This is a genomic window from Pseudomonas sp. B21-059, from assembly GCF_026016285.1.
Lineage (GTDB): Bacteria > Pseudomonadota > Gammaproteobacteria > Pseudomonadales > Pseudomonadaceae > Aquipseudomonas > Aquipseudomonas danubii.
This window is the reverse complement of record NZ_CP087201.1, coordinates 6,382,610-6,396,252: the sequence shown is the minus strand read 5'-3', so window position 1 is coordinate 6,396,252 and position 13,643 is coordinate 6,382,610. Positions and strand designations below refer to the sequence as shown.

Annotated in this window: 11 protein-coding genes; 8 read left to right on the top strand and 3 right to left on the bottom strand. The window is 63.4% G+C overall.

Annotation, left to right across the window (positions count from 1 at the left end; genetic code table 11):
• Nucleotides 1-35 precede the first annotated feature (35 nt).
• Nucleotides 36-548 (top strand): dihydrofolate reductase, encoded by a 513-nt coding sequence (locus LOY69_RS28535; protein ID WP_265073897.1) that lies wholly within the window; start codon nt 36-38, stop codon nt 546-548.
• 56 nt (nt 549-604) lie between these two features.
• Here LOY69_RS28535 and LOY69_RS28530 read toward each other — a convergent pair whose 3' ends face one another.
• Nucleotides 605-1,996 (bottom strand): L-cystine transporter, encoded by a 1,392-nt coding sequence (locus LOY69_RS28530; protein ID WP_102881188.1) that lies wholly within the window; start codon nt 1,994-1,996, stop codon nt 605-607.
• Nucleotides 1,997-2,236: 240 nt separating this feature from the next.
• Here LOY69_RS28530 and LOY69_RS28525 point away from each other — a divergent pair, with 240 nt between their 5' ends.
• The 4 genes from LOY69_RS28525 (at nt 2,237) to LOY69_RS28510 (ending at nt 7,439) form a co-directional block, all read left to right on the top strand.
• The gene (locus tag LOY69_RS28525) at nt 2,237-3,292 is read left to right on the top strand and encodes a haloacid dehalogenase-like hydrolase (RefSeq protein WP_110594309.1); all 1,056 of its coding nucleotides are present in this window, start codon (nt 2,237-2,239) and stop codon (nt 3,290-3,292) included.
• 383 nt (nt 3,293-3,675) lie between these two features.
• Nucleotides 3,676-5,076, top strand: coding sequence for an MBOAT family O-acyltransferase (locus tag LOY69_RS28520; protein WP_240322051.1), 1,401 nt, complete (start codon nt 3,676-3,678; stop codon nt 5,074-5,076).
• A complete protein-coding gene (locus LOY69_RS28515) occupies nt 5,063-6,214 on the top strand; it encodes a DUF459 domain-containing protein (RefSeq protein ID WP_265073896.1) in 1,152 nt (383 codons plus the stop codon). Before LOY69_RS28520 ends, LOY69_RS28515 begins: the two co-directional genes overlap by 14 nt.
• A gap of 1 nt (nt 6,215) precedes the next feature.
• On the top strand, nt 6,216-7,439 hold the full coding sequence (locus tag LOY69_RS28510; protein WP_207814979.1) for an SGNH/GDSL hydrolase family protein: 1,224 nt from the start codon (nt 6,216-6,218) through the stop codon (nt 7,437-7,439).
• Between the two features lie 148 nt (nt 7,440-7,587).
• Here the strand turns inward: LOY69_RS28510 and ilvD are convergent, their stop codons facing one another.
• On the bottom strand, nt 7,588-9,429 hold the full coding sequence (gene ilvD / locus LOY69_RS28505) for a dihydroxy-acid dehydratase (RefSeq protein WP_102881185.1): 1,842 nt from the start codon (nt 9,427-9,429) through the stop codon (nt 7,588-7,590).
• 313 nt (nt 9,430-9,742) lie between these two features.
• Between ilvD and LOY69_RS28500 the strand changes: the two genes are divergently transcribed.
• Nucleotides 9,743-10,309: a hypothetical protein gene (locus LOY69_RS28500; protein ID WP_265073895.1), complete on the top strand. Its 567-nt coding sequence runs from the start codon at nt 9,743-9,745 to the stop codon at nt 10,307-10,309.
• Between the two features lie 212 nt (nt 10,310-10,521).
• Here the strand turns inward: LOY69_RS28500 and LOY69_RS28495 are convergent, their stop codons facing one another.
• Complete coding sequence (locus LOY69_RS28495) at nt 10,522-11,718, bottom strand: class I SAM-dependent rRNA methyltransferase (protein WP_102862104.1); 1,197 nt, start codon at nt 11,716-11,718, stop codon at nt 10,522-10,524.
• 214 nt (nt 11,719-11,932) lie between these two features.
• On the opposite strand from LOY69_RS28495, the gene LOY69_RS28490 reads away from it, so the two are divergent.
• Both LOY69_RS28490 and mutM read left to right on the top strand, forming a co-directional pair.
• A complete protein-coding gene (locus LOY69_RS28490) occupies nt 11,933-12,745 on the top strand; it encodes an HDOD domain-containing protein (protein WP_162884160.1) in 813 nt (270 codons plus the stop codon).
• Between the two features lie 33 nt (nt 12,746-12,778).
• The gene (gene mutM / locus LOY69_RS28485; protein ID WP_102862102.1) at nt 12,779-13,591 is read left to right on the top strand and encodes a bifunctional DNA-formamidopyrimidine glycosylase/DNA-(apurinic or apyrimidinic site) lyase; all 813 of its coding nucleotides are present in this window, start codon (nt 12,779-12,781) and stop codon (nt 13,589-13,591) included.
• Nucleotides 13,592-13,643 lie beyond the last annotated feature (52 nt).

Here is a 13,643-nt window from a genome sequence, read left to right as displayed (position 1 = left end):
TTGCCAGGCTTGGGCCCTCTGGTATCCTCGCCGGCATGAAAAAATCTCTCCCTCTCAGCCTGATCGCGGCCCTCGGTGAAAACCGCGTGATCGGCGTCGACAACAGCATGCCCTGGCACCTGCCGGGGGATTTCAAATACTTCAAGGCCACGACCCTGGGCAAGCCGATCATCATGGGGCGCAAGACCTGGGATTCCTTGGGCCGGCCCTTGCCGGGGCGGTTGAATATCGTGGTCAGTCGTCAGACCGATCTGGTGCTCGAAGGTGCCGAGGTCTATCCGTCATTGGCGGCCGCGGTAGCGCGGGCCGAGGAGTGGGCCCTGGAGCAGGGGGCCGACGAGCTGATGCTGATTGGCGGCGCGCAGCTCTATAGCCAAGGCCTGGAGCAGGCCGATCGTCTGTATCTGACGCGGGTGGCCTTGAGCCCGGAAGGGGATGCCTGGTTTCCAGTGTTCGATCTGGACCAATGGCAGTTGGTGTCGGATGTGCCGAATCCGCCGGAAGGGGACAAGCCGGCGTACCGCTTCGAGGTGTGGGAGAAGCGTTAAGCGCTTCGCCGGCAAGTCGTCCCTTGTAGGAGGTGGCTTGCCGGCGAAGAGGTCAATCAAGCCTGAGCCAGTTCCGCGTGCTCATCGGCGTCCAGCAACGCCTTGTCGGTTTGCTGCATCACTTGGCTGGTGATGGCGCCGGCGGTCATCGAACCGCTGACGTTCAACGCCGTGCGGCCCATGTCGATCAGCGGCTCCACGGAAATCAGCAACGCCACCAACGACACCGGCAAGCCCATGGCCGGTAGTACGATCAGTGCGGCGAAGGTCGCGCCGCCGCCCACGCCCGCCACACCGGCGGAACTCAAGGTCACGATAGCCACCAGGGTGGCGATCCACAGCGGGTCCAGCGGGTTGATGCCCACGGTGGGGGCAACCATCACCGCCAGCATGGCCGGGTACAGGCCGGCGCAGCCGTTCTGGCCGATGGTGGCGCCGAACGAAGCGGCAAAGCTGGCGATGGACTGGGGAATGCCCAGGCGCCTGGTCTGGGCTTCGATGCTCAGGGGAATGCTGGCGGCGCTGGAGCGGCTGGTGAAGGCGAAGGTCAGCACCGGCCAGATCTTGCGGAAGAAGCGCAGCGGGTTGATCCCGGCCAGGGCCACCAGCAGGCCGTGGACCACGAACATCAGGCCCAGGCCGAGGTAGGACACCACCACGAAACTGCCGAGCTTGATGATGTCCTGCAGGTTGGAGCCGGCCACCACCTTGGTCATCAGCGCCAGCACGCCGTACGGGGTCAGCTTCATCACCAGGCGCACCAGGCGCATCACCCAGGCTTGCAAGGTGTCGATGGCGTTGAGCACTTTCTGCCCTTTGTCGGCGTCATCCTTGAGCAATTGCAGCGCCGCGACACCGAGGAAGGCGGCGAAGATCACCACGCTGATGATCGAGGTCGGCTTGGCCCGGGCCAGGTCGGCGAAAGGGTTCTGCGGGATGAACGACAGCAGCAGCTGCGGCACGTTGAGGTCGGCGACCTTGCCGGCGTAATCGCTCTGGATCACTTGCAGGCGGGCCATTTCCTGGGTGCCGGCCACCAGCCCTTCGGCCGTCAGGCCGAACAGGTTGGTCAGGCCGATGCCCACCAGCGCTGCGATGGCGGTGGTGAACAGCAGGGTGCCGATGGTCAGGAAGCTGATCTTGCCCAGGGACGAGGCGTTGTGCAGGCGGGCCACGGCGCTGAGGATCGAGGCGAACACCAGTGGGATCACGATCATCTGCAGCAACTGCACGTAGCCATTGCCCACCAGGTCGAACCAGCTGATGGAGGCCTTGAGCACCGGGTGGCCGGCGCCGTAGAGGCTGTGCAGGGCGATGCCGAAGACCACGCCCAGCACCAGGGCCAGCAGGACCTTCTTGGCCAGGCTCCAGGTGGTGTGGCGGGTTTGTGCCAGGCCCAGCAGCAGGGCCAGGAACACCAGCAGGTTGAGGATCAGCGGCAGATTCATTGGGGCTCCGATAAGACTTGTGTCAATCGCGGCTCAGGGCGATTGCGAACCGGCAAGCCTAACAGCTTGAAATCTATTGAATTAATAACGATATCGCATGGCAACTGTCGTTTTTGGAATAAGCGGCTGACGCTCAGGCGCATGTGGTTGGCGCTCTCGGGACGCAAGCGGTCGTGTAGAGACGGGAACTGTCACAGGGATTTGTTAGCGTCGAACCTTTCACTCAGGGAGAAACCGCAGATGAAGTTCGCGCCGAAATTTCTAGCCGTTGCACTCTGCCTGGGCCTTGCCGGCCAGGCCTTCGCTACCGAGTTGAAGCACTGGCCGCAGGAGCAGGCCAAGCAGCTGGACGCGATGATCGCGGCCAACGCCAACAAGGGTAACTTCGCGGTGTTCGACATGGACAACACCAGTTATCGCTACGACCTGGAAGAGTCCCTGCTGCCCTTCATGGAAAACAAGGGGCTGATCACCCGCGAGAGCCTCGACCCGTCGCTGAAACTGATTCCGTTCAAGGATACCGCCGAGCACAAGGAAAGCCTGTTCAGCTACTACTACCGCCTGTGTGAAATCGACGACATGGTCTGCTACCCCTGGGTGGCGCAGGTGTTCTCCGGCTTCACCCTCAAGGAACTCAAGGGCTACGTCGACGAGCTGATGGCCTCCGGCAAGCCGGTGCCGAGCACCTATTACGACGGTGACGTGGTCAAGACCATCGAGGTCAACCCGCCCAAGGTCTTCACCGGCCAGACCGAGCTGTACAACAAACTGATGGAGAACGGTATCGAGGTCTATGTGATGACCGCCGCCTCCGAAGAGCTGGTGCGCATGGTCGCCTCCGATCCCAAGTACGGCTACAACGTCAAGCCGCAGAACGTGATTGGCGTGACCACCCTGCTCAAGGACCGCAAGACCGGCGCCCTGACCACCGCGCGCAAGCAGATCACCGACGGCAAGTACGACGAGAAAGCCAACCTTGGCCTGGAGCTGACGCCTTACCTGTGGACCCCGGCCACCTGGATGGCGGGCAAGCACGCGGCGATCCTGACCTACATCGACGAGTGGAAGAAACCGGTGCTGGTGGGCGGCGACACTCCGACCAGCGACGGCTACATGCTGTTCCATGATGTGGACGTGGCCAAGGGCGGCATCCACCTGTGGATCAACCGCAAGGACAAGTACATGACCCAGCTCAACGGCATGATGGCCAAGCACGCCGCGGCCCAGGCCAAGGAAGGGCTGCCGGTGACGGCGGACAAGAACTGGGTAATCGTCAAGCCCGAAGACATCCAGTAATCCTGCCTCTACACCGCCCCTCTGTAGGAGCCGGCTTGCCGGCGAACAGGCCTTTGGGTCTGGCGCCGTCCTCGCGGACGCTTTCGCTGGCAAGCCAGCTCCTACGGTAAACCGATCCGCCAAGCCGCTTTCATCCGTAGGAGCCGGCTTGCCGGCGAAGAGGTCCTTGGATCTGGCATCGCCCTTGTGGACGCTTTCGCTGGCAAGCCAGCTCCTGCAAGGGGCGCCTGTCGCCCGGTGCGGAGCCGGCGTCCGCTATAGGCGGAGAATGTTTCAACTTGTGACTGCCAAACCCCCTCTGCCATAATCGCGCCCGTTTCCACTCCTCCTGCCTGCTCTCCCTGTGCCGGGTTTGTCCCCGTCTGCACGTAATGGACTACGTTGTGAGCTATCTCTCGATCGAATTCGGCCTCTGTTTCATCCTGTTCTTCATTCTTTATTGGGGGTTGGGCTTCAGCCTGCGCCTGCAGAACGGCCTGCTACTGGCCGCCAGCTACGCGATCCTCGCCAGCTTCAGCCTGAACTTTCTCTACATCCTGCTGGGCTATACGGCCCTGGTGTATCTGCTCGGCCTGTTGAGCCAGCGTTACCCCGGGCGGGGCTGGGTCAATGGCCTGATGTTGCTGCTGGTGCTCGGGGCCTTTTACCTGTTCAAGTACCAGGATTTCTTCACCAGCACGGTGCAGAACGCCTTCGCCCAGTTCGGTATGGAAGTGTCGTTGCCGCTGCTGGAGGTGCTGTTGCCGGTGGGGCTGTCGTTCTATGCCTTCCACTCGGTCAGCTACCTGGTGTCGATCAACCGTCGAGAGCTGACGCCGGGTTCGCCCTTCGACCTGGCGCTGTACCTGGCGTTTTTCCCCAGCCTGATTGCCGGTCCGGTGAACCGGGCGATCCCCATGCTGGAACAGATCAACCCGCCGCAGTTGCGTCAGGTGCTGGAGCCGCAACGGGCCCTGGGCCTGATCGCCGTGGCGGTGGTCAAACTGTTCTTCCTCAGCTCGTGGCTGGCCAATGAATGGGTCGACCCGGTGTTCGACAGCCCGGTGGCCTTCTCGGCCGAGCAGATCCTGCGGGCGGTGTACGGCTATTCGTTCCTGATCTACTTCAACTTCAGCGGCTACACCGATCTGGTGACCGGTATCGCCCTGTTGCTGGGCTTCCGTCTGCCGTTGAACTTCAACTACCCCTATGCGGCGCGCAACCTCAAGGAGTTCTGGGGGCGCTGGCACATCAGCCTGTCGACCTTCATCCGTGACTACGTGTACATCCCGCTGGGGGGCAACCGGGGGCCGGTGTGGCGCGGCAACCTGAACATGCTGCTGGCGATGCTGATCTCTGGCCTGTGGCACGGCGCCAGCGCCAACTTCATTATCTGGGGCGCGCTGCACGGCGTTGGCCTGGCGCTGTACAAACTGTGCAGCCCGTTGCTGGCCCGGGGGCCGAGCTGGATCGGCTCGGACCTGATGGCTCGCCTGCTGACCTTCCACTACGTGGCCTTTGCCTGGATCTTCTTCCGCTGCGCGACCTTGTCCGACGCCATGGACATGCTCAGTGGCCTGGGCGGCCTGTCCTTCAGCGGGCTGGCCAGCAGCGCCTTGAGCCTGTTGGGCTGCCTGTTGTTCGTCGCCTTCTACCCACGGATCGTGGCGCTGCTGCAGCGCCTGTTCGCCGCCGCCACCGGCTTGCCATGGCTGTTGTATCCAGTGCCGCTGGGGCTGTTCATCTGCGTAGTCATCTTCGCCTCACCGTCGGGCGTGCCGGGGTTCATCTATGCCAGTTTCTAACCGTTCGCCCTTATCGGTCAGCCTCGGCAGCGCAGCCAAGGTGTTCTATGCCCTGGTGGTGACCAGCCTGTTACTGGTGTGGTTCAACCAGCAGTCGATCCGTCTCTACTGCCAGCAGAAGTACCACGATGACTGCGAGATCCCGGGGCTGTCGCAGAACCCGCAGTGGCGCTTTGGCGCACAGCTCAACCAGGCCCTGGAAAATGCCCGGGTGGCCTTTGTCGGCAGCTTTGCCGCAACCGCCGACCTGAGCCTGGTGGCCCAGGCTGAAGCAGCCGCGGACGAAGAGCCTGCGCCGTTGCCGAAGGTCGCGACCGCGCCGGCGCCCGAGCATCCGCCGCTGAGTGCTGCGCACGCGGCACCGACCCATACGGCCACCCAGGCTCCTGTCCCGGCCCCGGTGCATCCGCAGCCAGTGGCCGTGGCTCCTGTGGTCAGCCATCCGCCTCAGGTCGAGCCGGGACGCACGGCACCGCTGATGGCCAGCCTGGCCACGGGGGATGAGGTGTTCTTCGTCGGTGATTCCTTGATGCAGGGCGTGGCGCCGCACATGGCCAACACCTTGCGCAAACGCTACAACGTCAAGAGCCTCAACCTCAGCAAGCAGAGCACTGGCCTTGCATACCCGAGCTTCTTCAACTGGCCCAAGACCGTTGAGAGCACCTTGGCCAGCAACCCCAACATCCGCCTGATGGTGATCTTCCTCGGTCCCAACGATCCGTGGGACATGCCGGTGGTCAAGGGCAAACCGTTCCTGCGTTTCAAGACCCCGGACTGGGAAGCAGCCTATCGCCAGCGCATCGATTCGATCCTCGACACCGCCCAGGCCCACAATGTGCAAGTGATCTGGGTCGGTCCGCCGAACATGGAGAAGCCCAAGCTGTCTACGGCCATGGCTTACCTGAGCGACCTGTACAAGAGCCAGATCGAGCGCTATCAGCAGCATTTCGTCTCGGCCAACGAGATTCTCGGCTACCAGAGCGACGAGTTTTCCTATTACCGCACCACCGGCGATGGCAAGAAGGTCAAGACCCGGGTCGACGACGGTATTCATTTCACCACCACTGGGCAGAAGCTGATCGCTGAGCGTGTGATCTCGCTGATCAATTTTCCCAGTCAACAATTGACGGAGCACTGATATGGGGCGACTGCAAGGCATTGCGCTGTTGCTGGGCATTACCTTGCTGAGCAGTTGCAGCCCGACCACCGAGGTCCAGGCCACTCCGGCCTCGGCCCTGGCCCGGTCCGGGAGCGGAACCAAGAAAGTCGTGACCACCGGCACCGACCCGAACCTGGCACTGCTGGCGCGCAAGTTCAGCACCTCCAACCGCACCCCCATCAACATCGTGCAACTGGGTGACTCCCATACCGCCGCCGACCTGTTCAGCGGCGAGATGCGCCGTCTGCTGCAAGCGCAGTACGGCGATGGCGGCATTGGTTTCGTGGCGGCCACACCGGTGCCCGGCACCCGCTATGAGCGAGTGATCCTCGGGGCTGCCAAGCGCCAGTGGTCCCTGGTATCGGCGCGCAACCAGCAGAGCAACCAGTTTCCCCTGGGCGGTTACCTGTCGCTGCCGATGACCCCGGGGGCGCGGGTGCATATCGCCGAGCGCCAGCCGAGCAACCAGCAGTACCGCATTTCCGCGCTGTACCAGGCGTCCAGCAACAACACCCTGACTGCTCGGGACAACCTCAACAAAAGCAGCCGCATGCTGGCCGCCACCGGGGGCCAGTGGCGCTTCAGCCCGCCGTTCAACAACCTGACCCTGCCGCTGGACTTTAACGTGGCCAACAACCAGGGCCTGGCCCTGGGCGGCTGGAACATCCTCGGGCAGAAGAGTGCTGGGGTGATCTACTCCTCCCTGGGCATCAATGGCGCGCGCCTGGATGTGCTGGACAAGTGGCAGCCCGGCTGGCTGGAAACCCTCAAGGCCCTGCGCCCGGACATGGTGGTGCTGGCCTATGGCACCAACGAAGCCTTCGATGACGATCTGGATCTGCAGCTGTACCGCAGCCAGTTGCAGGAAAAGGTCAGGCTGCTGCGCAAGAACCTGCCCAAGGCCGTGATCCTGCTGGTGGGGCCGCCGGACTCCATCAAGCGCCGCAATGCCGGCAGCTGCGCGGCTTCCCAACCGCAACCGCTGCGGCAGATCGTGCAGATCCAGAAGGACGTGGCGAAGACCAGTCGCACGCTGTTCTGGGACTGGCAGGCGTTCATGGGCGGGGATTGCTCCATCAGCAAATGGCAGGGCAGCGACCTGGCGCGTAACGACCTGGTGCACCTGACCGCCGACGGCTATCGCAAGAGTGCCGATGGCCTGTACCGCTTCCTGCGCGGGCAGTTGGGCGAACGCATGCCCTGAGAACCCGGAACCGGCTCCTATGCTGGCGCCACCAGCACCCCGAATGCTGCTGTAGGAGCTGGCTTGCCAGCGAAGGCGTCCGCAAGGGCGATGCAAGGCCAAAAAAATGCCCCGCACTTGGCGGGGCATTTTCATTTGCGGGCGACGATCACAGGCCGTCGAGCATGGCCTTGTTGCGTACCGCGCCCTTGTCGGCGCTGGTGGCCAGCAGGGCGTAGGCCTTCAGCGCGGTGGTCACTTTACGTGGGCGAGCTTCCACTGGCTTCCAGCCTTTCTTGTCCTGTTCGACGCGGCGCGCCGCCAGTTCCTCATCGCTGACCAACAGGTTGATCGAGCGGTTGGGAATGTCGATCAGTACCTTGTCGCCGTCCTGCACCAGGCCGATGGCGCCGCCGGCTGCCGCTTCTGGCGAGGCGTGGCCGATGGACAGGCCCGAAGTGCCGCCGGAGAAGCGGCCGTCGGTGAGCAGGGCGCAGGCTTTGCCCAGACCCTTGGACTTCAGGTAGGAGGTCGGATAGAGCATTTCCTGCATGCCCGGGCCGCCTTTCGGACCTTCGTAACGGATGATCACGATGTCGCCTTCTTTCACTTCGTCGGCGAGGATGCCGCGCACGGCGCTGTCCTGGCTTTCGAAGATCTTGGCGTTGCCTTCGAACACGTGGATCGACTCGTCGACACCGGCGGTCTTCACCACGCAGCCGTCCAGGGCAATGTTGCCGTAGAGCACGGCCAGGCCACCTTCTTTGGAATAGGCGTGTTCGACGCTGCGGATGCAACCGTTTTCACGGTCGTCATCCAGGCTGTCCCAACGGGTCGACTGGCTGAAGGCGGTCTGGGTCGGGATGCCCGCCGGGCCGGCCTTGAAGAAGTGATGCACGGCTTCGTCGCTGGTCTGGGTGATGTCCCACTGGGCGATGCCCTCGGCCAGGGTCTTGCTGTGCACGGTGGGCAGGTCGGTGTGCAGCAGCCCGCCACGGGCCAGTTCGCCGAGGATGCTGAAGATGCCGCCGGCGCGGTGCACGTCTTCCATGTGGTACTTCTGGATGTTCGGCGCCACTTTGCACAGCTGCGGCACATGGCGCGAGAGGCGATCGATGTCCCGCAGGTCGAAGTCGATCTCGGCTTCCTGGGCGGCGGCCAGCAGGTGCAGGATGGTGTTGGTGGAACCGCCCATGGCGATGTCCAGGGTCATGGCGTTCTCGAACGCCTTGAAGTTGGCGATGTTGCGCGGCAGCACCGACTCGTCGTTGTCGCCGTAGTAGCGCTGGCACAGCTCGACGATGGTGCGCCCGGCCCGCAGGAACAGCTCTTCGCGGTCGCTGTGGGTGGCCAGGGTCGAACCGTTGCCCGGCAGGGCCAGGCCCAGAGCTTCGGTCAGGCAGTTCATGGAGTTGGCGGTGAACATGCCGGAGCACGAACCGCAGGTCGGGCAGGCGCTGCGCTCGTACTCGGCAACCTTCTCGTCAGAAGCGCTGGAGTCGGCGGCGATGACCATGGCGTCCACCAGGTCCAGGCCGTGGCTGGCGAGCTTGGTCTTGCCGGCTTCCATCGGGCCGCCGGAGACGAAGATCACCGGGATGTTCAGGCGCAGGGCGGCCATCAGCATGCCGGGGGTGATCTTGTCGCAGTTGGAGATGCAGACGATGGCGTCGGCGCAGTGGGCGTTGACCATGTATTCCACGGAGTCGGCGATGATCTCGCGGCTCGGCAGGGAATACAGCATGCCGTCGTGGCCCATGGCGATGCCGTCGTCCACGGCGATGGTGTTGAATTCCTTGGCCACGCCACCGGCGCGTTCGATCTCACGGGCCACCAGCTGACCCAGGTCCTTCAGGTGCACGTGCCCCGGGACGAACTGGGTGAAGGAGTTGGCAATGGCGATGATCGGCTTCTTGAAGTCGTCATCTTTCATCCCCGTGGCGCGCCACAGGGCGCGAGCACCGGCCATATTGCGGCCGTGGGTGGATGTTTTCGAGCGGTAATCAGGCATGGAGCACTCCGGGCGGCTAATCAGGGAACAAATGGGGAGTGAGCTTCTATTGACCTTGGGAACACTCAGAAATGGCCGTGTGTCCGAAAGCTGCCGATGACGCCGCGGGATCGCCGCGCGCCTCAGCCTGAGCTCATAAACCCGCCGGGGGATGACTGGCGATGAATCCGCCGATTCTACACCGCTGGCGTCAGGAAGGAATGCCGTGGCCGCTCTGTGGCGTGCGATTGCCAGGATCTGAGAGGGAGGCTGCCCGCCTGGCCGCTCCTGGTTTAGACTCGCCGCCCCTCGATCACCTTCCAATGGAGCTGGAATGTCCGCGAACATGCGATCCCTGAGGTTCTACCTCGGCACGGGCCTGCTGCAAGGGCTGATGCTGATGTGGCTGGTGCTCTATAGCGACTGGCCCGGCAGCACCATGGCCGTGGTGGGCGCGGCCCTGCTGACGGGCGGCGGCTTCGTGCAACTGCTGGCCGGGCAGCGGCGCCAGTGGCGCACCTGGAAGGCCGCGCTGTTGCTGGCCTTTGCGGCGGCGGTGGCGGTGCTGGCCTGCAGCGAGTTGCCCTTTACCCGCGGGGTGATCTACAGCGTGGTGGCGTTCCTGCTGCTGATGACGCTACTCAGCGCCAGCTGGCTGCCGGGACGTGACGGTTTTAAACGACGGCTGTTGGGGGACGGAGCCTGGATGCTGGTGGCTCTTTGCGCTGCGTGGCTGGTGCAGGCGTTGTTCGATTTCTGGACCCGCGAGCACCATCTGGACCCCTTCAAGAGCGGGTTTTTGTCCTTGCGCTACTTCACTGGCCCGCCCTTGGCGTTTTCCTTCCTGCTGTACCTCAGGGATTTGTGCCGTCTGCGCGATCTTCAGACGCAAGCGCCCTGATAGCGACGATTGACCAGGCTGTTCAGGCCCAGGGCGGCAGCGCTCAGCAGCAGAATGACTACCGAGGTCTTGTTCGGGGTGGCGGGGGAGTGGCCCATGGTGTGGTGCTCTCGGTCCTTGAGAAGGTGCCGAGAATCGAACCGTGGTCGTGCAAAGTCAATCGAGGGCGGTGGCCATTCCCGCGCTAGGCGGGAATGGCCGTCGGCCCGGGCTCAGCTGTTAGGCAGCAGGCGGCAGGTGATGCTCTTGATGTAGCGGGTTTCCGGGATGGCTGGGTGCACCGGGTGATCCGGGCCCTGGCCACCGCGTTCCAGCAGTTGGATATTGCGGTCCAGGTGACGGGCACTGGTCAGCAGGATGTTCTGCAGGTCGTCCTCGGGCAGGTGCATCGAGCACGAGGCGCTGACCAGGATGCCGTCCTTGTTGAGCAGGCGCATGGCTTGCTCGTTCAGGCGGCGGTAGGCGCCTTCGCCGTTCTTCAGGTCTTTCTTGCGCTTGATGAAGGCGGGTGGGTCGGCAACGATCACGTCGAAGCGCTCTTCACTGGCTTTCAGTTCTTTCAGGGCTTCGAAGACGTCGCCTTCGATGCAGGTCATTTTCTCGGCGAAACCGTTCAGCGCAGCGTTGCGCTCCACGCCATCGAGGGCGAAGGCCGAGGCATCGACGCAGAACACTTCACTGGCGCCGAACGCCGCGGCTTGCACCCCCCAGCCGCCGATGTAGCTGTACAGGTCCAGCACGCGCTTGCCCTTGGCGTACGGCGCCAGGCGGGCGCGGTTCATGCGGTGGTCGTAGAACCAGCCGGTTTTCTGGCCCTGGATCACCGGGGCTTCGAACTTGACGCCGTTCTCTTCCAGGGCAACCCACTCCGGCACCAGGCCGAACACGGTTTCCACGTAGCGGTTCAGGCCTTCGGCGTCACGGGCGGCGGAATCGTTCTTGAACAGGATGCCGCTGGGCTTGAGCACCTGGGTCAGGGCGGCAATCACGTCGTCCTTGTGGGTTTCCATGGTCGCCGAGGCGATCTGTACCACCAGGATGTCGCCAAAACGGTCGACCACCAGGCCCGGCAGCAGGTCGGAGTCGCCGTAGACCAGGCGGTAGAACGGCTTGTCGAACAGGCGCTCGCGCAGGGACAGGGCCACGTTCAGGCGGTGCACCAGCAGCGACTTGTCCAGGGCCAGCTTGGCGTCCCGGGACAGCAGGCGGGCGCAGATCAGGTTGTTCGGGCTCATGGCGACGACGCCCAGGGGCTTGCCGCCGGCGGCTTCCAGTACCGCCTGGTCGCCTGCCTTGAAGCCGTGCAGAGGGGTGGCGGCTACATCGATTTCGTTGCTGTAGACCCACAGGTGGCCGGCGCGCAGGCGGCGATCGGCGTTGGCTTTGAGGCGCAGGCTTGGCAGGGACATGACGTCGCTCCGGAAAAAAGGGCGCGATTATACCTTGCTGCGCAACTTCAGCGACGGCCAATGGACCTGCGGCTAAAGGCGCAGGGTAAAGTTCCTGTCCGTTCGCCCAACATTGGCTCGTTAGAGGTTAGAATCGCCGCCTCAGCCAGAGTGTGTACTTATGTCCCAAGAGCTATCAGCCGAACAGATTCAGCAGGCCCTGCAAGGCATCAGCGTGCCGCCTCAACCGCAAATCATGGTGGATTTGCAGATGGAGCAGTACATGCCCGACCCCGACCTGGAAGTGATTGCCAAGCTGATATCCCAGGACCCGGGCCTGTCCGGCGCGCTGCTGAAGATCGTCAATTCGCCGTATTACGGCTTGAGCAACAAGATTGCCTCGATCCAGCGCGCGGTGAATCTCTTGGGCAGCCGCTCGATCATCAACCTGATCAACGCGCAGTCGATCAAGGGCGAGATGAGCGATGAAACCATCGTCACCCTCAACCGCTTCTGGGACACCGCCCAGGATGTGGCCATGACCTGCCTGACCCTGGCCAAGCGCACCGGCTCCCAGGCGGTGGATGAAGCCTACGCCCTGGGGCTGTTCCACGACTGCGGCGTGCCGCTGATGCTCAAGCGTTTCCCCGATTACATGAGCGTGCTGGAAGAAGCCTATGGCAGTGCCGGGCCGGAGCAGCGGGTGGTGGATACGGAAAACCGTGCCTTCAACACCAACCACGCGGTGGTGGGGTACTACACCGCCAAGTCCTGGCGCTTGCCGGAGCATGTGACCAATGCCATCGCCAATCACCACAACGCCCTGGCGATCTTCAGCGACGAGTCCTCGCGCAACAGCCAGCTGAAGAACCTGCTGGCGATCCTGAAAATGGCCGAGCACATCTGCGCGTCCTACCGGGTGCTGGGCAACCAGGTGGAAGATCACGAGTGGAACAGCATCGGCCATCTGATTCTCGACTACGTCGGTCTGTCGGATTACGACTTCGAGAACCTCAAGGAAACCGTGCGCGAGCTGGGCGCACACTGATTGTTCATTTCGCAATGAGTGCCAGGGGCGGACATGCCTGAATTACCTGAAGTCGAAACCACCCGGCGCGGGATCGCACCGCACCTGGAAGGCCAGAAGGTCAGTCGGGTCATCGTCCGTGACCGGCGTTTGCGCTGGCCGATCCCCGAGGATCTGGATGTGCGCCTGTCCGGGCAGCGCATCGTCCAGGTGGATCGTCGGGCCAAGTACCTGCTGATCAATGCCGAGGTCGGCACCCTCATCAGTCATCTGGGCATGTCGGGCAATCTGCGCCTGGTGGAAATCGGCCTGCCGGCGGCCAAGCACGAACATGTGGATATCGAACTGGAGTCGGGCCTGGCCCTGCGCTACACCGACCCGCGCCGGTTTGGCGCCATGCTCTGGAGCCTGGACCCGCTGAACCACGAGCTGCTGGCGCGCCTGGGGCCGGAGCCGCTGACCGACCTGTTCGATGGTGAGCGCCTGTTCCAGCTATCCCGGGGACGCTCCATGGCGGTCAAACCGTTCATCATGGACAACGCGGTGGTAGTGGGGGTGGGCAATATCTATGCGACCGAGGCACTGTTCGCCGCAGGCATCGATCCACGTCGTGAAGCCAAGGGCATTTCCCGGGCCCGCTATCTGCAACTGGCGATCGAGATCAAACGCATCCTGGCGGCGGCCATCGAGCGGGGCGGCACCACCTTGCGCGACTTTATCGGCGGCGACGGCCAGCCTGGGTACTTCCAGCAGGAGCTGTTCGTCTACGGACGTGGCGGGGAGCACTGCAAGGTCTGCGGCACGGGGCTGCGGGAGATCAAGCTGGGCCAGCGGGCCAGCGTCTACTGCCCACGTTGCCAGCGCTGAGAAGCTGCGCCGGCAAGCCGGCTCCTACGAACGCCGTAGGAGCCGGTTTGCC

Coding starts and splice junctions, on each gene's coding strand:
- LOY69_RS28535 (WP_265073897.1), top strand. CDS start 36: ATGAAAAAATCTCTCCCTCTCAGCCTGATCGCGGCCCTCGGTGAAAAC.
- LOY69_RS28530 (WP_102881188.1), bottom strand. CDS start 1,996: ATGAATCTGCCGCTGATCCTCAACCTGCTGGTGTTCCTGGCCCTGCTG.
- LOY69_RS28525 (WP_110594309.1), top strand. CDS start 2,237: ATGAAGTTCGCGCCGAAATTTCTAGCCGTTGCACTCTGCCTGGGCCTT.
- LOY69_RS28515 (WP_265073896.1), top strand. CDS start 5,063: ATGCCAGTTTCTAACCGTTCGCCCTTATCGGTCAGCCTCGGCAGCGCA.
- LOY69_RS28510 (WP_207814979.1), top strand. CDS start 6,216: ATGGGGCGACTGCAAGGCATTGCGCTGTTGCTGGGCATTACCTTGCTG.
- ilvD (WP_102881185.1), bottom strand. CDS start 9,429: ATGCCTGATTACCGCTCGAAAACATCCACCCACGGCCGCAATATGGCC.
- LOY69_RS28500 (WP_265073895.1), top strand. CDS start 9,743: ATGTCCGCGAACATGCGATCCCTGAGGTTCTACCTCGGCACGGGCCTG.
- LOY69_RS28495 (WP_102862104.1), bottom strand. CDS start 11,718: ATGTCCCTGCCAAGCCTGCGCCTCAAAGCCAACGCCGATCGCCGCCTG.
- mutM (WP_102862102.1), top strand. CDS start 12,779: ATGCCTGAATTACCTGAAGTCGAAACCACCCGGCGCGGGATCGCACCG.